Below are 22,122 nucleotides of genomic sequence, written 5' to 3'. Positions count from 1 at the left end.
CAGCTCGATAGCTGCGGTTTTCAAATCAGGGACCGGGGTAATTGTCGCAGTCACCAGCGAAACCTCAGCACATTCTCAGGCGCTACCACTGCGGAAACGGGCTCAGCCGCAGTAGCCGGCGGCGTAACCAACTGGCTGGCGTCAACCACTGGTGCTTCTGCCGGCACTTCCTGCAGGCGCGCCAGCCCCAGTTGCGCACGCAACTGCTCTGCATTGGCATTGACCACAAAGGTCAGCGTATCACCCTGAACCTTACGCAGTTGCGCCGCGAAGGGTTCGAGAATGCGCTGCAATTCGGCGTAACGCGCCAGGTCAACGCCCTGCACTTCCACATTAAGAGCACTGGCGGCACCGATTGCGACAATAAAGCGGGGGGCCAGACGCTGGTTAACGTCCAACAGAATAGCATCGGCCAACACGGCTTGATCGGCACCCTGCACAGTGCCCTGCTCACGCTCATCACCCAGCCACAAGCGCCACTCGGCCTGCCATTGACCGCTTGCTTCGCGCGCCACAACTGCCAGCAAGGCATCGGCGGCGTAGCGTTCGGAGGCTTCACGCAAGGCAGCCGGATCATTGGCCATGAGGTTCTCTGGCACCGCCACCAGTTGCTCGGCCAGGTCGGCCAACGGCAAGCGCAGTGGCAGACCGCGGTGATGCGCGGCCTGGTTGAGAGGTGCGGCAGCAGCTTGGCCATCGCCGAGCAGACGGCTGCCGTCGCTGGCATCACTCAGCCACCACAGCAAAATGCTCGGGCGATTGGCGCCCCACAACGCCAGGCCCGCCTGACGCAGGCTGCGATCGGTGCTCAGTGGGTCAAAGTCGACCAGCAGCTGCTCGCCCTCATAGCCATATTGGCTGATGATCTGTTGCGGGTCCTTGCGCAGCGCCGCCAGTGCCGGGTTCTGTGCCGCATCGGCCTTGCCGGTCAGGCGCAGCACCAGGGTATCCAGCGCGCGGCTCAGAGCCGCAGCGCGCTCTTCCGGTTGCTGGCTGCTGACCGCTTCGCGGACTTGGTACAGATCACTCACTGGCGCAGCAAACGCCGGCAGGCCAGACAGCGACAAACAGACTAGAAGCAGGCGAGCGGTCAAACGCATGGATGAATTCTCGACGGACGGAAAGTGGCGCGCAGGCCAGGTTTAACAACAGTTACGGCCAACCCACACCACATAAAGCAGGAGTCGCTGGCTCAAGAGTGCGAGTTTAGGTGCTGTTAAGGCGCATTCCAAAGCCCTTTTCAGTCGCAGGTAGCCAAGAACAACCCCATTTCGAGCTTAAACAGCCGCCCCTACACCGGCAACCTTCGCGGGTGGCCGCTGCCGGGCAAGCCTGATAAAATCGCGCGCCTTCGCAGACCGCCGCCATAAGCGGTGGTGCCAATCCGAATTTCCCCCTAAAGGCCTGGATCTATGAGCAAGCAACCCTCCATCAGCTACAAGGACGCAGGTGTAGATATCGACGCGGGCGAAGCCCTGGTCGAACGCATCAAAGGCGTGGCCAAGCGCACCGCGCGTCCGGAAGTCATGGGTGGGCTGGGCGGCTTCGGCGCGCTGTGCGAGATCCCGGCTGGCTACACACAACCGGTGCTGGTCTCCGGCACCGATGGCGTGGGCACCAAGCTGCGCCTGGCGCTGAACCTGAACAAGCATGACAGCATTGGCCAGGACCTGGTTGCCATGTGTGTCAACGACCTGGTCGTCTGTGGTGCCGAGCCGCTGTTCTTCCTCGATTACTACGCCACCGGCAAGCTCAATGTCGACGTCGCCGCCACCGTGGTCACCGGCATCGGCGCCGGCTGCGAACTGGCAGGCTGCTCCCTGGTTGGCGGTGAAACCGCTGAGATGCCCGGCATGTACGAAGGCGAAGACTACGACCTGGCCGGTTTCTGCGTCGGTGTAGTAGAAAAAGCCGAAATCATTGACGGCTCGAAAGTCGCCACCGGTGACGCGCTGATCGCCCTGCCGTCCTCCGGCCCGCACTCCAACGGCTACTCGCTGATCCGCAAGATCATCGAAGTCTCCGGGGCGGATATCGAGACCACCCAGGTCGATGGCAAGCCGCTGACCGACCTGCTGATGGCACCGACGCGCATCTACGTCAAACCGCTGCTCAAGCTGATCAAAGAAACGGGTGCAGTTAAAGCCATGGCCCACATCACCGGTGGCGGTTTGCTCGACAACATCCCGCGCGTGCTGCCCAAAGGCGCCCAGGCCGTGGTCGACGTGGCCAGCTGGACGCGCCCGGCGGTATTCGACTGGCTGCAGGAAAAAGGCAATGTGGATGAGCACGAGATGCACCGCGTGCTCAACTGCGGCGTCGGCATGGTGATCTGCGTGGCGCAGGATCAAGTCGACGTCACCCTGCAGACCCTGACCGCCGCTGGCGAGCAACCATGGGTGATCGGGCAAATCGGCACAGCTGCCGAAGGGGCCGCCCAGGTCGTGCTGAACAACCTGAAACAGCACTAATGTCGGCACAGTGCAATGTGGTGGTGCTGATCTCCGGCTCCGGCAGTAACCTGCAGGCGCTGATCGACAGCATCGCCCATGACGGCAATCCGGCACGCATCGCCGCGGTGATTTCCAACCGCGCCGATGCCTATGGCCTGGAGCGCGCCACACAGGCTGGCATCGCCACCGCCGTGCTCGATCACAAGCAATTCGACGGCCGCGAAGCCTTCGATGCCGCGCTGGTCGAGGCCATTGATGCGTTTGATCCGCAGTTGGTGGTGCTGGCGGGGTTTATGCGCATTCTCACCCCCGCCTTCGTCAGCCACTACACCGGCCGTCTGCTGAATATCCACCCCTCCTTGCTGCCGAAATACAAAGGCCTGCACACCCACCAGCGGGCGCTGGAAGCGGGTGACAGCGAACACGGCTGCAGCGTGCACTTCGTCAGCGAGGAACTCGATGGTGGACCACTGGTCGTACAGGCAGTGGTACCGGTACAGTCGGATGACTCGCCCACCAGCCTGGCGCAACGTGTACACGAGCAGGAACATGTGATTTACCCGCTGGCCGTGCGCTGGTTTGCCGAAGGCCGTTTGCAGCTGGCCGCGCAGGGGGCGATGTTGGATGAGCAACTGTTACCGAGCACTGGACAGCTAATTCGAACGTAATCAAGGAGACACCATGGGTCGCGCCTTATTGTTCGCACTGACACTTTTGAGCCTGCCGGCACTGGCCGTCGAGCTGAAACCCTTCTCCGCCAGCTACACCGCCGACTGGAAGCAACTGCCCGTCAGCGGCAGCGCCGAACGCAGCCTTGAAGCCCTGGATAACGGCGTATGGAAGCTGAACTTCGAAGCCTCCATGCTGGTCGCCAGCCTGACCGAACAAAGCACCTTGCGCGTGGACAAAGAAGTCTTCCTGCCGCAGACCTACCTGTATGAGCGCAACGGCCTGGGCAAGGGCAAGAAGATCGAGCACGACTTCGACTGGAGTGCCAAACAGGTCATTGGCAGTGATCGCGACACCCCGGTGCGCCTGCCGCTGAACCGTGGCCTGCTGGACAAGTCAACCTACCAACTGGCCCTGCAATACGACGTGGCCGCCGGCACCAAGACCATGAGCTATCAAGTGGTCGATGGTGATGAAGTGGAAACCTACGATTTCCGCGTGCTCGGCGAGGAAGCCGTGCGCACCAAGGCCGGTCTTATCGACGCAATCAAAGTCGAACGCGTGCGCGACCCGACGCAAAGCAGCCGCAAGACCATCCTCTGGTTTGCCAAGGACTGGGACTTCCTGCTGGTGCGCTTGCATCAGGTCGAGAAAGACGGCAAGGAATACCAGATCATGCTCAAGGACGGCACCGTCGACGGTAAAGCCGTTGTAGGCCGCCAGGACTGAGTTAACACCATGAAAAAGCCGAGCTACGTGCTCGGCTTTTTATTGGGCTGATGTCCGTAGGTTCGGCTCGGCGCCATTACCACATCAGATCGTCCGGCACCTGATAGGCCGCATAGGGATCATCGGCATCCGGCGCTTCAGTCGGGGTATTGAGCAGCACCACACGCTGGGCGTCGCGCTCCTGAATCTTCAACGCCGCTTCACGCGGAATCACTTCATAGCCGCCGCCGTGGCGGACGATGGCGAGCGAGCCACTGCTGAGCTTATTGCGCATCAGGGTGTTGACCGACAGACGCTTGACCTTCTTGTCGTCAACGAAGTTGTAGTAATCCTCGGTGGTCAGCTTGGGCAAGCGCGAGACTTCAATCAGCTGCTTGATCTGCGCGGCACGGGCCTTCTGCTCGATCTTTTCCTGCTGCTGACGGTTCAGCTCCTGGTCACGCGCGGCCTTTTCAGCCATGGCCTGCTGGGCGGCAAGCTTTTGCGATTCGTCCTTCTCGGCCTGACCTTTATGCACCAGGCGCTGCTGTTTCTGCTGCTGCTTGCCGGCCTGCTTGGCCTGCTTTTCGTTGACCAGCCCGGCTTTGAGCAGCTGATCGCGTAGTGAGAGAGCCATAACCTACCTTTCCAACCTTCAATATTAACTGGGCGTACCCAGCGCAATCGTGACGCATTATTCGCACAGAGGATGACGCTTCACCATCCTGCGTGTGCCTGCCGACGGTGGATGAGAATAACGTCATCCACCCTAAGGGCTCAGCAACTCGGGGTCTGCTTTTCCAGTTTTTTGGCTTCACCCCAGAGCGCGTCCAACTCATCCAGGGCGCAATCTTCCATGCTGCGCCCCGCTTCGCGCAATGCCTGCTCGATAAAACGAAAACGTCGCTCGAACTTGGCGTTAGCCGCACGCAGAGCGGTTTCTGGATCAACCTTGAGATGCCGTGCCAGGTTGCTGACCACAAATAGCAGGTCGCCGATTTCTTCGCCAATCGCCTCGGGGTCGTTTTCACTCATGGCCTCGAGCACTTCATCCAACTCTTCGCGCACTTTGTCCACCACAGGCAAAGCCTCGGGCCAGTCGAAACCAACCTGCGCGGCACGCTTCTGCAACTTGATCGCCCGGCTCAGCGACGGCAACGCCGTAGGCACATCATCGAGCAGCGAGAGTTGCTCTGGGGCCACAGCCTTCTCGGCACGCTCTCCGGCCTTGATCTCTTCCCAGCGTTGTTTGACCGCGGCCTCTTCCAGCTTGGCCACGTCCACTGCGCCATACAGATCGCCATCGGGGAACACATGGGGATGACGGCGAATCAGCTTGGTGGTGATGGCATCGACCACCTGGGCAAACTCGAAGCGCCCTTCTTCACGCCCCAGCTGGCTGTAATACACCACCTGAAACAGCAGGTCGCCCAGCTCACCCGGCAGATGATCGAAGTCACCGCGCTCGATGGCATCGGCCACCTCGTACGCCTCTTCAATGGTGTGCGGCACGATGGTCGCGTAGCTCTGTTTGAGGTCCCATGGGCAACCGTGCTGCGGGTCGCGCAGCCGGGCCATCAGGTGCAGCAGGTCGTCGAGTTGGTACATGGCAAATCCCGTTAGGTCGTAATCGCCTCAGGAAACCCGATGGCGACGGGCTTCGATGATATTCGGCAACTGCGAAATACGCCCCAACAAGCGCCCAAGCGCATCCAGCCCAGGAATTTCCACGGTGATCGACATGGACGCGGTGTTGTCGTCCTTGTTCGAACGGGTGTTCACCGCCAGCACATTGAGTTTTTCGTTGAGCAGCACCTGGGTCACATCACGCAGCAGGCCGGAACGGTCGTAGGCCTTGATGACTATTTCCACCGGGTAGGTCTGCACCGGCACCGGGCCCCAGTTGACCTGGATAATCCGCTCTGGCTCACGCCCGGCCAGTTGCAGCACCGAGGCGCAGTCCTGGCGGTGAATACTCACACCACGACCCTGAGTGATATAGCCGACGATCGGGTCGCCCGGCAGCGGTTGGCAGCAGCCGGCCATCTGCGTCAGCAGGTTGCCGACGCCCTGAATCTGGATATCGCCACGCTTGCCCGGCTTGAAGCCCAGCGCCTTGCGCGGGATCAGCTCCAGCTGTTCGTTGACCCGATCCGGCTCGACCAGTTGCTGCGCCAGGTTGACCAGTTGCACCAGGCGCAAATCACCCGCGCCGAGCGAGGCAAACAGGTCCTCGCTGGTTTTCAGGTTGGCCTTCTCAGCCAGCTTGTCGAAGTCCACATGCGGCAAGCCCAAACGCAGCAGTTCGCGCTCAAGCTGCTGCTTGCCAGCGGCAACGTTCTGGTCGCGGTCCTGCAGCTTGAACCAGTGGACGATCTTCGCCCGCGCTCGACTGGTGGTGACGTAACCGAGGTTGGAGTTGAGCCAGTCGCGGCTTGGCGTGCCGTGCTTGCTGGTGATGATTTCCACCTGCTCGCCGGTCTGCAGGCTGTAGTTGAGCGGCACGATGCGCCCGTTGATCTTGGCGCCACGGCAGTTGTGGCCAATCTCGGTGTGCACACGGTAGGCGAAATCCAGCGGCGTTGCGCCCTTGGGCAGGTCGATGGCGTGACCGTCCGGAGTGAAGACATAGACCCGGTCGGGCTCGATATCCACCCGCAGCTGTTCGGCCAGGCCGCCGATATCGCCCAGCTCCTCATGCCATTCGAGCACCTGGCGCAGCCAGGAAATCTTCTCTTCGTAATGGTTGGAGCTGGCTTTAACGTCGGTGCCCTTGTAGCGCCAGTGTGCGCACACACCCAGCTCGGCCTCTTCGTGCATCGATTGGGTGCGGATTTGCACCTCCAGCACCTTGCCTTCCGGGCCCAGCACAGCGGTGTGCAGCGAGCGGTAGCCGTTTTCCTTGGGGTTGGCGATGTAGTCGTCGAACTCCTTGGGAATATGCCGCCACAGGGTGTGGACGATACCGAGGGCGGTGTAGCAATCACGCACCTGTGGCACCAGCACGCGCACCGCGCGCACATCGTAGATCTGGCTGAACTGCAGCCCCTTGCGCTGCATTTTGCGCCAGATCGAATAGATGTGTTTGGCCCGGCCACTGATGTCGGCCTTGATCCCGGTGGCCTCTAATTCCTCGCGCAGCTGACCCATCACTTCATTGATGTAATGCTCGCGGTCCAGTCGGCGTTCATGCAGCAGCTTGGCGATCTGCTTGTACTGCTCCGGCTCCAGGTAGCGGAACGACAGATCCTCCAGCTCCCACTTGATGTGGCCGATGCCCAAACGGTGAGCCAGCGGCGCATAGATATCGAACACTTCGCGGGCCACACGCTGGCGCTTTTCGTCATCGGCCTCTTTTACCGCCCGAATCGCGCAGGTGCGTTCGGCCAGTTTGATCAGCGCCACGCGCACGTCATCAACCATTGCCACAAGCATCTTGCGCAGGTTTTCCACCTGCGCCTGAGAGCCGAGCACCAGGGAATCACGCGGGTTCAAGGAGGCGCTGATCGCGGCCATGCGCAGCACGCCTTCCACCAGTTTGGCCACCACCGGGCCGAAACGCTGATGCACCCGCGCCAACGGCACCTTGCCTTCGCGCACGCAGCGGTAGATTACGGCTGCGACCAGGGAGTCCTGATCGAGCTTGAGGTCGGCGAGAATTTCGGCGATTTCCAGACCGGAGCGGAAACTCGAGGCGCCCTCGGTCCACAGATTCTTGGCGGCATTGGCCTGCTGTTCGGCCTCGCGGGCGAACTCGCAGGCCTCGCGCAGTGCGTCACGATCCAACGCCGGATCAACACTCAGCACATGCTCGAGCCAGGCTTCAAGGTTGATGCTGCCGTCGTCATTGATCGGCTGATGCGCTCTGACCTGAACCATCTTGTTTACCTTCCCTACGGTGCGCGCCAAGCACACCGAACAGTCGCCGCCTTCTCTGAGCCGGTCGGTTTAACCACTTAAGGCGCAATCCCTGCACGCCCCTGCAGCACCGGGATACGGCGCTTCTATCTACTGCCTGACAAACAGCGCCATCGCTTCGACGTGCGCGGTTTGCGGAAACATATCGAGGATACCGGCACGTTCCAGCCGATAGCCTTGCGCCAGCAACTCGGCGCTGTCACGGGCCAGGGTCGTTGGGTTGCACGACACATACAGCACCCGTTTGACGCCCAACGCCGTCATTTGCTTGACCGCCTGCAACGCGCCATCCCGCGGCGGGTCCAACAGCACCGCGGCAAAACCGCCCTGCGCCCAGCTCGCTTCGACCAGCGGCTTGGACAGGTCGGCCTGGAAAAAGTGCGCATTGCCCAAACCATTTATCCTGGCGTTCAGCGCGGCACGCTCCACCATGGCCTGCACGCCCTCCACGGCAATCAATTCACGCACCCGCTGGGCCAGCGGCAAGGCGAAGTTGCCCAGGCCGCAGAATAGATCCAGCACCCGCTCATCGGCCTGCGGCGCCAGCCAATCCAGCGCCTGCGCGACCATGGCGTCATTCACCGGCTGGTTGACCTGCACAAAATCACCAGGTCGATATGCCAAGTCGAGAGCAAACGCATCCAGGCGATAACTCAGTTGCTGCGCAGGATCAAACGGCTGCGGCTCCGCCGTGCCATGCAACCAGAGCTGCGCAGCCTGCTCAGTGCAGAACGCCTGCAACCGGGCCAGATCTGTCTCGCTCAATGCGGCGGTATGCCTTATCAGCACAGCACTGGAGCTGCCGCTGAACAACTCAACATGACCAATGGCCTGAGGTTTATCCAACTCACGCAGCACCTGGGGTAATGCACGCAGGATCGGCTGCAAGGGTTGTACCAGCACCGGGCAATCGCTGATGGCAATAATGTCCTGGCTCGCCGCTGCACGAAAACCCACATCCAGGCGCTTGGCCTTGTTGTCCCAGCGCACGGCAATCCGTGCGCGGCGGCGATAGCCCAGCTCAGGGCCGACCAGTGGCGCCGCCCACTCTTGCGGTTCAAGATTGGCCAAGCGGCTGAGCTGCTCGGCGAGCATGCGCTGTTTCAGGGCAAGCTGATCGGCATGGGGCATATGTTGCAAGCTGCAACCGCCACAGACTTTGGCATGTGTGCAGGCCTCGTCACGCCGCTCAGCGCTGGCGGTGAGAATGCGCTCGACCCGCGCCTCGACCACCTTGCCATGGGCACTCAGCACCCGCGCTTCGATCTGCTCGCCAGCCAGTGCGCCGCTGATAAACCAGGTACGCCCTTCGCTGAAAGCGATGCCACGGCCATCGTTGGCCAAACGCTCAATAGCCAGTTTCTGCTTCTTGCCCACTGGCACCTGGGGCGCCCGGGAACCACCGCTGGGTTGAAAGCGCAGACCGCCGTCTTTCTTGGCCATCAGTTGCTCGGGGCGTCGTAAACGCCACTGGACAAGTAACGGTCGCCCCGGTCGCAGATGATCGCCACCATCACCGCGTTCTCCACTTCCTGGGACAGACGCAGCATCGCCGCCACCGAACCGCCGGAAGACACCCCGCAGAAGATGCCTTCCTCACGCGCCAGACGACGCATCACGTCTTCAGCCTCCTGCTGGCTCATGTCGATGATGCGGTCCACCCGCTCGGCCTGATAGATCTTCGGCAGGTACTCCTGCGGCCAACGCCGGATACCGGGAATGGCCGAGCCTTCCATGGGCTGCAAACCGACAATCTGCACCTCGGGCTTCTGCTCTTTCAGGAAGCGCGACACGCCCATGATGGTCCCGGTGGTGCCCATGGAGCTGATGAAATGGGTGATCTGCCCGCCCGTCTGCTGCCAGATTTCCGGGGCGGTGCTGGTGTAGTGGGCAATGGGGTTATCGCCGTTGGCAAACTGATCGAGCACCTTGCCCTTGCCATCCGCCTGCATCTGCAAGGCCAGGTCGCGCGCCTCTTCCATGCCGCCCACCAGAATCAGCTGCGCACCGTAGGCGGTCATTGCCGCCTTACGCTCCGCAGTGGAGTTGTCGGGCATGATCAGCACCATGCGATACCCCTTGATCGCCGCCGCCATGGCCAAGGCAATACCGGTATTGCCGCTGGTGGCTTCGATCAACACATCACCGGGCTGAATGTCACCGCGCTGCTCGGCGCGGGTGATCATCGACAACGCCGGCCGGTCCTTTACCGAACCGGCCGGATTGTTGCCTTCCAGCTTCAACAGCAGGGTGTTGCTGGTGTTACCCGGTAAGCGCTGCAGGCGCACCAGCGGGGTGTTGCCGACGCAATCGGCGATGGTTGGGTAATGCAGGCTCATGGCGAACGAAATGATCCAGAAGCAAAGAAGAGCGCCATGATAACGGCAAACTGCGCTCGGCCATATCAGCGAACACCACTACAACGCAGCAAAATTAACCCGCCAGGGCATACAGCAACAGCCAGCACGGCAGCCCCAGCACCGGTGCGTACACCGCCAGGCGCGGTGCATAAGGCAACAGCAGCGCCAGGGCAAAGCCGCTCAGCGACAGCATGCCGAACCAGCCCACCGGGCCCATCGCCCAGCCCCAGGCTTGCGCGCAACCCCACAGGCTGGCCACCAGCAGCAACCAGCCACTGCCACGCAGAATGCGACGTTGCAGCCGCGTCGGCGCCTTGCCCCAGACCTGCTTGTAGTGCCGCTCCAGGCCCTGACACAGCGCCAGCATGCTGCTGTAGGCCAGCAACAAACTGCCCAAGAATGCCGTCATCATCTCAATTCACCTGCGCCTGTGCATGCCGCACCCGCCGCTCGCTGTGTTGCACCTGCGGCTGACGCAAACGCCAGACACTCCAGGCCAGCAGCAGGCCCAGTGCTATCACCGTCACCTCCAGCCACAGGCGCATGCTGTCACCCCAGGCCTGGCCGTCACTGACTGCACTGAGCAGCGGTAAGCCCAGGCACAGCAACGCCGCCAGGCTCAGCTGCTCGCGCCAGGCCTGCAGGCGCGGGCGCAGCCAGGCGTGCAGCAGGCTCAGCAGCCACAGCGCAAAGAAACCACGCACTTCCCAAACGGCACGCTGAGCCAGCTCCTGTGGCAACAGGCGGTTGAGCCACAGCAGGCCGATACAGGCGACGGCCAGACCGCTGATCACCGCCACATTGAGGCTTTCCACCAGGCGATAGAGCTGTTGCCCCAGGGGGCTTTCACTGGCGTATTTACGCCGCCGCTTGACGGTAAACAGCACCAGCCCGGTGGCGATCATGGCGCTGCTGAGCACGCCGCAGACAAAGTACAACCAGCGCATCGGGTAGCCGCCGAACTGCGCAAAGTGCAGGCCAAACATCACCCGTTGCGCCAGCACACTGGGGCGCAGCTCAGGCGGTCCGGCCAGCAGCTCACCGGTGACACCGTCAAACACCATGTTGTGGCCTTTGGTCAGGGCAATGCGGTTACCCAGCACCCGGCGCATTTCGATATGCGCATCACTGCGGCCGGGGTGCTCGATCACCACACCGCTCAGCGGTCCCATGCGTGCTTCGGCCTGAGCCAATAGCGGGGCCAGCGCCGTCAGCGGCGCCGGGTGAGTCGGCGCCTGACGCGGCGCCTCCATGACCTCGATGTGCTCGCGATAGAACGCCGCAAAATCACCTTTGTAAAGGCTGTCCAGCGCCGCCGGCATGTAGATCAGGGCAAAGATCGACAGGCCTGTGTAGGTGATCATCAGGTGAAACGGCAACAGCAAAACCGCCCCGGCGTTGTGCGCATCCAACCAGGAGCGCTGCCCCTTGTTGGGCCGAAAGGTGAAGAACTCCTTGAAGAATTTCTTGTGAATGATGATGCCGCTAACCAGCGCCACCAGCATGGCCATGGCGGCCAGGCCGACAATCCAGATGCCCGGATTGCGCGACAGACTCAGGGTGTAATGGAAATGAAAGAAGAAGCTGCCACCGGCACTCTCGCGCACCGCCAGCGGCTCGCCCGTTTGCGGGTCCAGGTAGGTGTTGATACCCGAACGCCGATCGCCAGCCGTCACCTGCAAGGCAGGCATGCGCTCGCTGGGCAGGCTGATGTTCCAGGCGCTGGCATCGGCATGCTGGCGTTGCAGATAAGCCACGGCGTGCTCAACAGCCTGAGCATTGCTGACCGACGTCTGTTGGATCTCCGGCTGCATCCAGTGATCAATCTCCTGATCGAACACCGCCAGGCTGCCGGTGAGGAAAATGGCGAACAACAGCCAGCCGAACAGCAGGCCACCCCAGGTGTGCAGCCAGGCCATGGATTGAGTCAGGGTCTGTTTCATGCCAGGCGCTCCAGTAGGTGTGGCCAGAAGCCAATCAGCGCCAGCGGCGCAGCGGCCGGCACCACCGCCCAGGCGCGCCAGACGCTGCGCGCGGCAAACGCCCAGAGAATCGCCAGGGTGTAGACGGTGAATGACAGCAAGCTGGCAATCAGCAGCGCATCCACCCGGTCCAGCGGCAACAGCTGCGCCAGGGCGGCGGTCAATGCGTAGGTGAACACATAGCCGCCCAGCAGCCCGGCCAACACCCGTGAACAGATCGGCCACGCCTGGGTTGTTTCTGCGGCCTTACTCATCGCTTCCCTCCTGCGCCAAACCAGCCGCCATCCGCAGTGCCGGCCGCAGGGACGCGGCCAACATCGGCCCATGGCCCAAGCCGGCAAATTCCTGATAGGTCACCTGCATGCCCGGCCAGCGCGCCAGGCGTTCGGCCATCTGCCGCGCGGCATCGGCCGGAACCGCGGCCATGGCCTTGCGCCGCTGCTCCAGCTGCGCCGGGTCGACACCGGGTCGAGCGTTACCGGGCAAACCTTCGTCACTGCCGCGTAGGATCAACAGCTGGGCAGTGGCCCCGGCAAAACCGCGTTCGGTCTCCAGCACCAGCCCGGATTGCCACCACAGCGACGGGCTGGCGGCGATGTAGCGGCTAAAGCTCGCGGGCTGAGTGAGCAGGGTGTTGAGCACGAATAGCCCGCCGAACGAATGCCCCCAGAGCGCCTGTTGCGCCGGATCAATCGGTTGCTGCGCGGCCACCTGCGGCTTGATGCGCTGCTCTAGCAACGCCAGAAAGGCCGCGGCACCGCCACCCTGCACGCCATTGAAGGCCTGCATCGGCTGACCATCGCGACGTGCCGGGGTGTAATCGAGGGTGCGTGCCGGCACATTGAAGGGCCGCTCACCGGCATGCCCGATAAACACCAGCAGCGGCGGCGTCCCCGCCTCCAGTTCGGCCAGCCATTGCGCCTTCAGCGCCGCCAGCGCGGCATGGCCATCAAGCAGATAAAGCACTGGGAAACCGCTGGCCGGCGCTGCACGCACCGGTACCAGCAGCTGCACTTGATAGCTGCGCTCGGCATCTGCCGACTGCACATGAAACGGCTCAAGCCGTTGGTAACCGGGATAATCCGCAGCGTTCACTACGTTCAGCCAGGACAGACAGAACAACCACAACCAGTAGCGCTTCATGGCACTACCCCCAGTACTTGCCAACGGGGCAAGGTGTATTGCTCGAAGCGCTGCACGCGCTCGGCGGCCTGTTCCACCGTTACGCCGTGGCGGCGTAGCAGGGCCTGAGTGGTTTCACTCAGTAAAACGCCGCGTAACTGCGGATGCTCCAGCAACACACGAGTGGCAGCCATTTCAAGCTTATCTGCAGGCACGCTCGCGCCCAGGCTCGGTGCCGCCAGGTGCGCGTAGCCCTCACCTTGCAAGGCCCCTTCGGCCAACAGACGGTTGAGTGCCTGACAGCGCGTGACATCCACCGGCGCGTGCAGCAACGGATGGGCATAGCCCGCCCACATCAACAGCTGCAAGGCACCGCTGAGCTGGCCAACCTGCGCCGCCAGGGCGGGGCGCCGCGCCAGCTCGGCAAAGCTCTGCGGCCCCTCGCCAAGGGCCTGCAGCAGCGGCTGATACAACTCGGCAGCTCCCTGCAACGAACCGATGCGCGTGGCGAACTCAATCGCCCCCGGTGCTGGCGCTGCGGGCAACAATGCCCAACAGCTGTCCAGCAAGGCGTGCCGATGCGCTGTGGCCGACAGGGCCTGATCGCCGCGTTGGTACAGGTCACTGCGCTGGGCCTGGTTACGTGCCAGGTCCTTGGCGGTTTCCCGTAGCAGCGGGTCAGTCAGGCGCTGAATCGCGACCAGGCAGTTACCGGGCAACGACACTGCATCGATGTTTTCCAGTGGAATGGCGCTGCCGATCAGTTGACAGCCAAGGCGGGCAAATTCCGCCATGACGTCGGCCACCGGCAACGGCTGCCAATGCTCACACAACAGCTCATGGGCCAGATAATCCAACCCCTGCTCGGCACTGCGCGCCAGCAGCCGGGCCATCTCAGGCTGCTCAATAAAATAGCCGGCGCCGCCTTGTTGCAAGGCCTGCAATGCCTCCAGCGCCGCCTGCACACGCTGCGGCGGTGAACCTTCGCTGTGTTGTGCGTGTTGCCAGATAAAACGCTGAGCCGCTGCCAACGGCGCCATGCCGGGCTGACACATATAACCCAGGCACAGCAGCCCATTGGCGTTGAGGCGCTGCTCGACAAAGCCACGGATAGCCTCACGCTGTGCGGGCGCTACCCAGCTGTACACCCCATGGGCCACGATAAAGTCGTAACCCTCACCCGGTTGCGCGAGCAGCTCGGTGAAATCGGCTTGCACAAACTCGATGTTGCTCAACTGCGCAGCGGCGGCCAGTCGACGGCCATGGGCGATATGTTGGGGGTTGAAATCCACCGCCACGAACTGCCCTTCGGGATTGCTGGCGGCCAGCAACAGGCTGTTCAGGCCTTGCCCACAACCCAGTTCGCAATAGCGAAACCCCGACAACAGGCTGCTTGCGCGTTGCCCGAGGGCCGTCTGCAGCGCCACCAACCAGCTGGGTGCCAACTGCGGCTGCACATGATGGGGATAGGGCAACTCGGCCAGATACCCCTGATTCCACACTTGCATTAAGCGTTTTCCTGCACTGAAAAGGCTCCGCCAGGACACGCCTGACGGAGCCGAAACCCGCCGTAGCAACGGGTAAGGAGCACGATGACCTAGAAGGATGCGGTGACCGAGGCGAAGTAGGCACGTCCGGCTTCGTTGTAGGTGTTGGCCCCGGCTTCGGTGGCGTTGCCTTCGCGGTAGAGGCGTTTGTCGAACAGGTTGTTGATCCCCATGCGCACGCTGTACTGCTCATTGAAGGCATAGCCGGCGCTGACGCCCATCAGGCCGTAAGGATCGATGTCCTTCTGTGCCTGGCTGTCGATCGCCACGTTGCGCCGAGCGTTGTAGCTGGGGGACTCCTGGGTACCGTAGTAGGTGCCACTGACCTGCAGCGACAGCTTCTCGGTGGCAGCCCAGTCCAGACTGGTGTTGAGGGTGTACTCGGGGATGATGCTCAGCGGCTCGCCGCTGTCCTTGTCCTTGGACTCGATCATGTAGGTGAAGTTGGTGTTCCATTCCAGCGTCGGGCTGAGGGTGACGAACAGGTTGCCTTCAACCCCCTCGACCACCGCCTTGCCAGAGTTTTCCCAGTTCTGTACACGACGACCGTTCGCCAGGCGGAAGTCCGCCGTGTTGCTGGAAACGATCTTGTTCTTGTAGTCGTTGCGAAAGTAAGTCGCGCTGGTACGCCAGGTGCCCTTGTCCAGGGCCAGACCGATTTCCTTGTTGATACTGGTTTCCGGCTTCAGGTCCGGGTTACCGATCAGGTAGCAGCCGCCAGCATTGGCTTCTGCCGCGTTGCAGCCAAAACCCATGCTATAGAGCAGGTAGTTGGGGTTGGACTGATACAGGTTGGGGGTCTTGTAGGCCCGGGCGATACCGCCTTTGAGGGTCAGCTCATCGGTCAGTTCATGGGAGGCATTGAGGCTCGGGCTCCAGTTGCCGCCAAATTCCTCATGATCGTCATAGCGCAGCCCCGGGGTAACGATGGTGCGCTCACCCGCCTCGATATTGTCTTCGGCAAACAGGGCAAAGCTGTGCGCGGTGGTCTTGGTTTGGCTGCGGTCAAAACCGGGAATCGCTGGCACACCGCCGACACCCGGGTCCCAGGTCTGCGTGCGCATGGAGCCTGGGTCATTCAGGCTTTCATAAAGATATTCGCCGCCCAGGGTCAGCACTTGCGGCGCGCCCACCTCCAGCGGCAGGTTGACTTCGGCATTGGCGCGGGTGTTACGCAGGCGCGACATGAACACCCCGGCCCCTTCCGCCGGCGCGCCCTCACCGCCACCGGCCAGGCCCTCATTGAGGCGCTCGTTGCGGGTGTAGTCGTAGGCCAGCGAGGCGGTGGAGCTGCCCCAGTCGTAACTGCCGTTATGGGTCAGCGCGTAGCTGCTGCGCTGGATGATATTGGTTTCCTTGCCATACAGCTGGTTCACGAATGCGCCACCGCCATTGAGCATGGTGTCGCCGGCATAGATGTTGCTTTGACGGCTGTAGGTGGCTTCCAGGTCCAGGCTGTGGTCGGGGTTCAACTGCCAGCTGAGCAGGCCGCTGATGTCCTTGTTGCGCACGCCTTCACGACCTGCAACCAACGTATCGGCCCCCACCTGATGCTCACCGTTGATGTCGGCATCATCGGCATTGGTCTTGTTGGCACCGCCATAGAGGCGGAAGGCCAGGCTGTCGTTCAGCGCACCGCTGAGGTTGAAGTTGGCACGCTGGCCGGCCCCTTCGGCATCGTCTTCCGGCTGGATCGCGTACAGGGTGACCGAGCCACGCAACTCCTCGGTAGGCCGCTTGGTGATGATATTCACCACCCCACCCATGGCCCCAGAGCCATAGCGGGCGGCGGCCGGGCCGCGGAGGATTTCGATACGCTCGACTTCTTCAGCCGGCACCCAGTTGGTTTCGCCACGGGTGTCACGGTCACCGGTCCAACCGTAACGCACGGCGTTGCGCGAGCTGGAAGGACGGCCATCGATAAGAATCAGGGTGTTTTCCGGGCCCATGCCGCGCAGGTCGATCTGGCGGTTGTTGCCCCGGCTGCCACTGGTGCTGTTACCCGTCAGATTGACCCCGGGCTCGCGGCGGATCACATCGGAGAGATCATTGGCCGGCGGACGCTTCTTGATGTCCTCGGCGGTGATGATCGATACGCCCGGCGCCTGCTTGAGTTCCTGCTTAGCGGTGACCACGGCGTCCTTGAGCGTGATCGCATCGGCGGGCTCGGCGGTTGCGCTCAGGGCATCCACCTCAGCATCGACCGCATCAGCGGCAAACAGCGTGCAGGGGGAAAGACCGGCCGCAACAATGGCCAATGACAGATGACTGAGCTTGAATCGCGACTGCATGAACACCCTCTCCTGTGGCGATTAGTCCGCATCCAGGCGCAGGCGCTGACAGCAAAGCACTGCGCCAACCCACCCCGTACGCGGGAACGGCGCAGATGATACTTATTCTTATTTGGCAGTAAAGTTCATTTACAATCTATACACTTTTCAACCGAAAACTCAGGCGCAGTCCAGCCCCGCTATTCTCGGCCCACAGTTCTCCGCCCTGCATCTGCATGGCACTACGGGCAATCGCCAACCCCAGGCCAAAGCCATCACCGCCTGGCCGATCCGCAGACAATCGAATAAACGGCAAGAACATCTGTTCAAGCTGCGTGGCCGCAACGCCGCCACCCTGATCCTCCAGCCAGAACAGCCAATCGCCCTGTTCCAAGCGCCCACCCAGGCTGATCATTGCGCCAGAGGGTGAATGCCGAATGGCATTGCGCAAACCGTTTTCCAGCGCCTGCGCCAAACCATTGAGGTGTCCGAGCACGCAGCAGTCGTCAGGCAACAGGCAGCGCACCTGCGCCTGCGGCCAGCCGCTTTCAAAGCAGGCATCTTCGACCAACACGGCCCATAGTGATGGCAGGCTGATCGGCTCTAACTCAGGCTGCGGACGCTCCGTCCCCAGCCAGATCAACTCCAGGGTGTCATCCACCAGGCACTGCATGCCGTTGACCTCGCGCTCCAGGCGTTGGCGCAACAGCTCAGCATCCAGGCCACTCTCACAGGCCACCCGCAATCGGCTCAGAGGCGTGCGCAGTTCATGGGACAGATCGCGCAGCAACTGACGCTGCAGGCTGAGCATGCCCTGCAGGCGCTCGGCCATATGGTCGAAGGCGCGGCCCAGCTCGCCCAGTTCATCCCGGCGCGAACTGATCTGACTGGCCATGCGCACACTCAGTTGCTCATCACGCAGGGCGTTGGCCTGCTCACGCAGGTGCTGCAACGGGGTAATCAGCAGGCGATACAACAAGGCACAGAGCAAAAGCGCCAGCCCACAAGGCAACAGGCCGTGCACCAACAACTGGGCATGCCAGGTAAAACCCTGCGGCAGAAAACGCTCCGGCAACTCGATCACCAGTTGGCCATCCTGTGGCTGCTGCAGAAACGGCAAGGCAATGACCGGCAGGCCACTGGCGCGCTTGCTCATCGGCCAATCGATACGGCGCATGGCCGTCAAACGCTCGCTTTCTTCAAGGCTCAAGGCCTGTGTACCCAGCGCACGCAAATCACGGCCAATCACTTTCAACCAGACAGATTCGCGCTGCTGCATCTGCGCCTGCCAGCGCTCGACGCCTTCGGCACCGGCACTGCGCCAGACCTGCTCTGCCTCAGCGGCATAACCAAGCAGTTGCTGCTGCGCCGCTTCACTGAGCAGATAACCGCGAAACTCGATACGCCCGCCCCAGGACCAGCTAACCCAGATGATCAGCAGGCAGAAAGCCATGACCAGTAAAGCCAGCCGCCAGAACAACGAGTGACGTCCCGGCATGGCTCAAACGCCCTCGCGGGTAAACAGATAACCTTTGCCCCAGATCGTTTCCAGACGCGCAGCGGTGTACCCCAGCGCCAGCAGTTTGCGGCGCACATGGCTGATGTGCATGTCCAGGCTACGGTCGTGGCGCGAGAAAGCTCGGCGCAGCACCTGCTGATAAAGAAAGGCTTTGCTCAACAACTCTTCGGGGTGGCGGACAAACAGCTCCAGCAGGCGAAACTCGGTATGGGTCAGCTCAGCCCAGCGCCCTTGCAGCGAGATATCCATACGGACCTCATCAAACTGCAAATGGGGATCCACCCCAGCAGGCAGCCATTCACGCCGCTCATAAGCCACGCGCCGCAGCACAGCCGCAACCCGGACACTCAACTCATCCATGCTGAAAGGCTTGGGCAAGTAGTCATCCGCGCCCTGACTGAAACCGGCAATCCGATCCTGCTCGCCGCCCAAGGCGGAAATCAGAATCACCGGCACGCTGCGGTATTGGCGCAACCGCTGTAGTGCCTGCAAACCGTTCAGCCCCGGAAGCAGAATGTCCAGAAGAACCAGATCAAAATGCTCATCCGCCGCCAGCCGCAACCCTTCACCGCCATCGCGGCTATGGCAGACGCTGTAGCCGCAGTCTTCCAGGCGGCGCTGCATGTGGCTGGCCAGCAAAGGATCGTCTTCAACCAGAAGAATGCGTGCGATGGAAATTTCACAGCTCAACACGAGACCGACACCATAGCAAATGAGAATTATTCTACATGCTACTCCCCCCACACTCACCTACAGATTCTCACTCGCCGAATCGCTACACTGCCGACATCACACCCCAGGAGGCGTCGCGTGTTAAAGGATCTAGGCATCAAAGGCCGTGTGCTCATGCTCACCCTGCTGCCCACCAGCCTGCTGGCATTAGTGCTGGGCGGGTATTTTACCTGGGTGCAGCTCTCGGGCCTGCAAGGGCAACTGCTGCAGCGCGGCCAGATGATCAGCGAACAGCTCGCGCCCCTGGCTGCCCCGGCCTTGCTGGCGGGCGATGCCCCCCTGCTGCAACGCATCGCCACCCAGGCTCTAGAGCAACCTGACGTACGCGCAGTGAGTTTTCTCAGCGCCGAGCGCGGCCCCGTGGCCCATGCCGGACCACGTATGCTCACCCCATTGCCCATGACCGCAGAATTACAGCCAGTACAGAGCAGCAGCCAGGACGCCACACGCTTTCTCATGCCCGTGTATCAGCAACACCTGAGTCTGACTGGCAGTACATTCAACGAACCCGGCACCCAGTTACTCGGCTGGGTCGAACTGGAGTTGTCGCATCACAGCACCCTGCTCAGCGGCTACCGCAGCCTGCTGGCCAGCCTGCTGCTGATTGCCACCGGACTAATGGTCACCGCCCTGCTCGCCGTGCGTATGAGCCGCACCATCAACGACCCGCTGCGGCAGATCAAACAGAGCGTCGCCCAACTTAAAGACGGCCACCTGGAAACCCGCCTGCCGCCACTCGGCAGTCATGAACTGGACGAACTGGCCTCGGGCATCAACCGCATGGCCGAGTCGCTGCAGAACGCCCAGGAAGAACTGCAACACAGCGTCGATCAGGCCACCGAAGACGTACGGCAGAACCTGGAAACCATCGAAATCCAGAACATCGAGCTCGATCTGGCGCGTAAAGAAGCCCTGGAGGCCAGCCGGATCAAATCCGAGTTCCTCGCCAACATGAGCCACGAGATCCGCACCCCGCTCAACGGCATCCTCGGCTTCACCAACCTGCTGCAGAAAAGTGAACTGACGCCGCGCCAGCAGGATTACCTGGGCACCATCGAAAAATCCGCCGACAGCCTGCTGGCGATCATCAACGAGATTCTCGATTTCTCGAAGATCGAAGCCGGCAAACTGGTACTGGAAAACATCCCGTTCAACCTGCGCGATCTGTTGCAGGACACCCTGACCATCCTCGCCCCCGCCGCTCACGCCAAGCAGCTGGAGCTGCTCAGCCTGGTCTACCGCGACACGCCGCTGTCACTGATTGGCGACCCGTTGCGGCTCAAGCAGGTGCTGACCAACCTGGTAAGCAACGCGATCAAGTTCACCCGCGCTGGCACCATCGTGATTCGCGCCATGCTTGAAGACGAAAGCGCCGACCGCGCACAGCTGCGCATCAGCGTGCAGGACACTGGCATCGGCCTCTCCGATGACGACCTGCGCGAGCTGTTCCAGGCTTTCAGCCAGGCCGATAACTCGCTCAGCCGCCAGGCCGGCGGCACCGGCCTGGGCCTGGTGATTTCCAAGCGCCTGATCGAACAGATGGGTGGCGAAATCGGCGTCGACAGCACGCCCGAGGAAGGCTCGGAATTCTGGATCACCCTGAGCCTGCCCAAGGCCCGCGACGATGCCGAAGACCTGCCGCGGCCACCGCTGCTGGGCCGCCACGCGGCCGCCCTGGAACACCACGACCTGGCGCGTCAGGCTCTGCAACATCAACTGGAAGACTGCGGCCTGCAAGTCAGCGGCTTCGATAACCTCGACAGCCTGCTCAACGCCGTGGCCGAAGCACGACATAGCGCCCAGCCAATCGAACTGGCGGTACTCGGCGTAAGCACCCAGACCTTGCCGCCGGAGCGCCTCGATCAACGCATCTGGGAGCTCGAACGCCTGGCCTGCAAAACCCTGCTGCTGTGCCCCACCACCGAACAATCGCTGTACCACAGCCTGTTGCCGGATGCGTACAGTCAGCTGCAGGCCAAGCCGGCCTGCACGCGCAAGCTGCAGCGTGGCTTGGCCGAGCTGGTCAGTCCACGGCAGAACCGCACAGAAAACATGCAAAGCGCCCCTAGCCGCCCGCCACTCATTCTCTGCGTCGATGACAACCCGGCCAACCTGCTGCTGGTGCAAACCCTGCTGGACGACATGGGCGCACAGGTGAGCATCGCCAACAGCGGCTATGAGGCCGTGGAAAAAGCCGCCGAGCAGACCTTCGACCTGATCTTTATGGACGTGCAGATGCCCGGCATGGACGGCCGCCAGGCCACCGAAGCCATTCGCCAACTGGAGAACGAACGCGGCAAGGGCCCGGTACCGATTGTTGCGCTGACGGCCCACGCGCTCGCCAACGAGAAACGCGCCTTGCTGCAAAGCGGTCTGGACGATTACCTGACCAAGCCAATCAGCGAGCGTCAACTGGCCCAGGTGGTACTCAAATGGACCGGCCTGGCCCTGCGCAACCAAAGCGATGAACACACAGGCATCAGCGCCACGCCTAACACCCTCAGCGTGCTGGATGCCGACGAAGGTTTGCGCCTGGCTGCCGGCAAGGCGGATCTGGCCGCCGACATGCTGAGCATGCTGCTCGCCGGCCTGCCCGGCGACCGTCAGGCCATTCGCCAGGCGCGCGACAGTGGCGAGCGCAACAGCCTGATCGAGCGCGTACACCGCCTGCACGGCGCGACCCGTTACTGCGGCGTGCCGCAGCTGCGCGCTGCCTGCCAGCGTAGCGAAACCCTGCTAAAACAGAACGCGCCCGCCGCCCAGCACGCCCTGGATGAGCTGGATGCCGCCATTGAACGATTGGCGCGGCACGCCCAGGTCAGCGCCTGATTCAGGCGCTGCG

General features: G+C 62.2%; 18 protein-coding genes. 4 read left to right on the top strand and 14 right to left on the bottom strand.

From position 1 onward, the window contains the following. Positions 1-50: 50 nt before the first annotated feature. Positions 51-1,100 carry a DUF2066 domain-containing protein gene (locus tag DBR00_RS17640; protein WP_108488016.1) on the bottom strand — a complete coding sequence of 350 codons (1,050 nt, stop codon included), beginning with the start codon at positions 1,098-1,100 and terminating at the stop codon, positions 51-53. 312 nt (positions 1,101-1,412) lie between these two features. Here DBR00_RS17640 and purM point away from each other — a divergent pair, with 312 nt between their 5' ends. Genes purM through DBR00_RS17625 form a run of 3 tightly spaced genes read left to right on the top strand, consistent with a single transcriptional unit; the run spans position 1,413 to position 3,851 of the window. Beyond that, complete coding sequence (gene purM, locus DBR00_RS17635; RefSeq protein ID WP_108488017.1) at positions 1,413-2,471, top strand: phosphoribosylformylglycinamidine cyclo-ligase; 1,059 nt, start codon at positions 1,413-1,415, stop codon at positions 2,469-2,471. After that, positions 2,471-3,121, top strand: a complete 651-nt coding sequence (gene purN, locus DBR00_RS17630) for a phosphoribosylglycinamide formyltransferase (RefSeq protein WP_108488018.1) — start codon at positions 2,471-2,473, stop codon at positions 3,119-3,121. Before purM ends, purN begins: the two co-directional genes overlap by 1 nt. Before the next feature lie 13 nt (positions 3,122-3,134). Further along, the gene (locus DBR00_RS17625; RefSeq protein ID WP_108488019.1) at positions 3,135-3,851 is read left to right on the top strand and encodes a DUF3108 domain-containing protein; all 717 of its coding nucleotides are present in this window, start codon (positions 3,135-3,137) and stop codon (positions 3,849-3,851) included. Positions 3,852-3,927: 76 nt separating this feature from the next. On the opposite strand, the gene DBR00_RS17620 is transcribed toward DBR00_RS17625, so the two are convergent. From DBR00_RS17620 to DBR00_RS17560, 13 genes are all read right to left on the bottom strand, one after another. Continuing rightward, positions 3,928-4,467 carry a DUF2058 domain-containing protein gene (locus tag DBR00_RS17620; RefSeq protein WP_108488020.1) on the bottom strand — a complete coding sequence of 180 codons (540 nt, stop codon included), beginning with the start codon at positions 4,465-4,467 and terminating at the stop codon, positions 3,928-3,930. 140 nt (positions 4,468-4,607) lie between these two features. Beyond that, positions 4,608-5,438 carry a nucleoside triphosphate pyrophosphohydrolase gene (gene mazG / locus DBR00_RS17615; RefSeq protein ID WP_108488021.1) on the bottom strand — a complete coding sequence of 277 codons (831 nt, stop codon included), beginning with the start codon at positions 5,436-5,438 and terminating at the stop codon, positions 4,608-4,610. A 27-nt stretch (positions 5,439-5,465) separates the two neighbouring features. Then, a complete protein-coding gene (relA, locus tag DBR00_RS17610; protein ID WP_108488022.1) occupies positions 5,466-7,709 on the bottom strand; it encodes a GTP diphosphokinase in 2,244 nt (747 codons plus the stop codon). 129 nt (positions 7,710-7,838) lie between these two features. Beyond that, entirely contained in the window at positions 7,839-9,191 is a 1,353-nt protein-coding gene (rlmD, locus tag DBR00_RS17605) for a 23S rRNA (uracil(1939)-C(5))-methyltransferase RlmD (RefSeq protein ID WP_108488023.1), read from the bottom strand. Beyond that, the gene (cysM, locus tag DBR00_RS17600) at positions 9,191-10,087 is read right to left on the bottom strand and encodes a cysteine synthase CysM (protein ID WP_108488024.1); all 897 of its coding nucleotides are present in this window, start codon (positions 10,085-10,087) and stop codon (positions 9,191-9,193) included. Before cysM ends, rlmD begins: the two co-directional genes overlap by 1 nt. A gap of 94 nt (positions 10,088-10,181) precedes the next feature. Further along, positions 10,182-10,520 carry a DUF3325 domain-containing protein gene (locus tag DBR00_RS17595; protein WP_108488025.1) on the bottom strand — a complete coding sequence of 113 codons (339 nt, stop codon included), beginning with the start codon at positions 10,518-10,520 and terminating at the stop codon, positions 10,182-10,184. A 1-nt stretch (position 10,521) separates the two neighbouring features. Then, on the bottom strand, positions 10,522-12,051 hold the full coding sequence (locus DBR00_RS17590; protein ID WP_108488026.1) for a PepSY domain-containing protein: 1,530 nt from the start codon (positions 12,049-12,051) through the stop codon (positions 10,522-10,524). After that, positions 12,048-12,344 (bottom strand): iron transporter, encoded by a 297-nt coding sequence (locus tag DBR00_RS17585; RefSeq protein ID WP_108488027.1) that lies wholly within the window; start codon positions 12,342-12,344, stop codon positions 12,048-12,050. Before DBR00_RS17585 ends, DBR00_RS17590 begins: the two co-directional genes overlap by 4 nt. Next, positions 12,337-13,233, bottom strand: coding sequence for an alpha/beta hydrolase (locus tag DBR00_RS17580; RefSeq protein WP_108488028.1), 897 nt, complete (start codon positions 13,231-13,233; stop codon positions 12,337-12,339). Before DBR00_RS17580 ends, DBR00_RS17585 begins: the two co-directional genes overlap by 8 nt. Then, on the bottom strand, positions 13,230-14,720 hold the full coding sequence (locus tag DBR00_RS17575) for a class I SAM-dependent methyltransferase (protein WP_256583063.1): 1,491 nt from the start codon (positions 14,718-14,720) through the stop codon (positions 13,230-13,232). Before DBR00_RS17575 ends, DBR00_RS17580 begins: the two co-directional genes overlap by 4 nt. Before the next feature lie 89 nt (positions 14,721-14,809). Continuing rightward, complete coding sequence (locus tag DBR00_RS17570) at positions 14,810-17,050, bottom strand: TonB-dependent siderophore receptor (protein WP_108488029.1); 2,241 nt, start codon at positions 17,048-17,050, stop codon at positions 14,810-14,812. Between the two features lie 136 nt (positions 17,051-17,186). Further along, a complete protein-coding gene (locus DBR00_RS17565) occupies positions 17,187-18,527 on the bottom strand; it encodes a histidine kinase sensor domain-containing protein (protein WP_108488030.1) in 1,341 nt (446 codons plus the stop codon). 3 nt (positions 18,528-18,530) lie between these two features. Beyond that, on the bottom strand, positions 18,531-19,241 hold the full coding sequence (locus DBR00_RS17560) for a response regulator transcription factor (protein WP_108488031.1): 711 nt from the start codon (positions 19,239-19,241) through the stop codon (positions 18,531-18,533). Positions 19,242-19,358: 117 nt separating this feature from the next. Here DBR00_RS17560 and DBR00_RS17555 point away from each other — a divergent pair, with 117 nt between their 5' ends. Further along, complete coding sequence (locus DBR00_RS17555) at positions 19,359-22,109, top strand: ATP-binding protein (RefSeq protein ID WP_108488032.1); 2,751 nt, start codon at positions 19,359-19,361, stop codon at positions 22,107-22,109. Positions 22,110-22,122: the final 13 nt, after the last annotated feature.

Source organism: Pseudomonas sp. HMWF032 (assembly GCF_003060885.1).
Classification (GTDB): Bacteria; Pseudomonadota; Gammaproteobacteria; order Pseudomonadales; family Pseudomonadaceae; genus Aquipseudomonas.
This window is presented reverse-complemented; position numbering and strand designations above follow the sequence as displayed.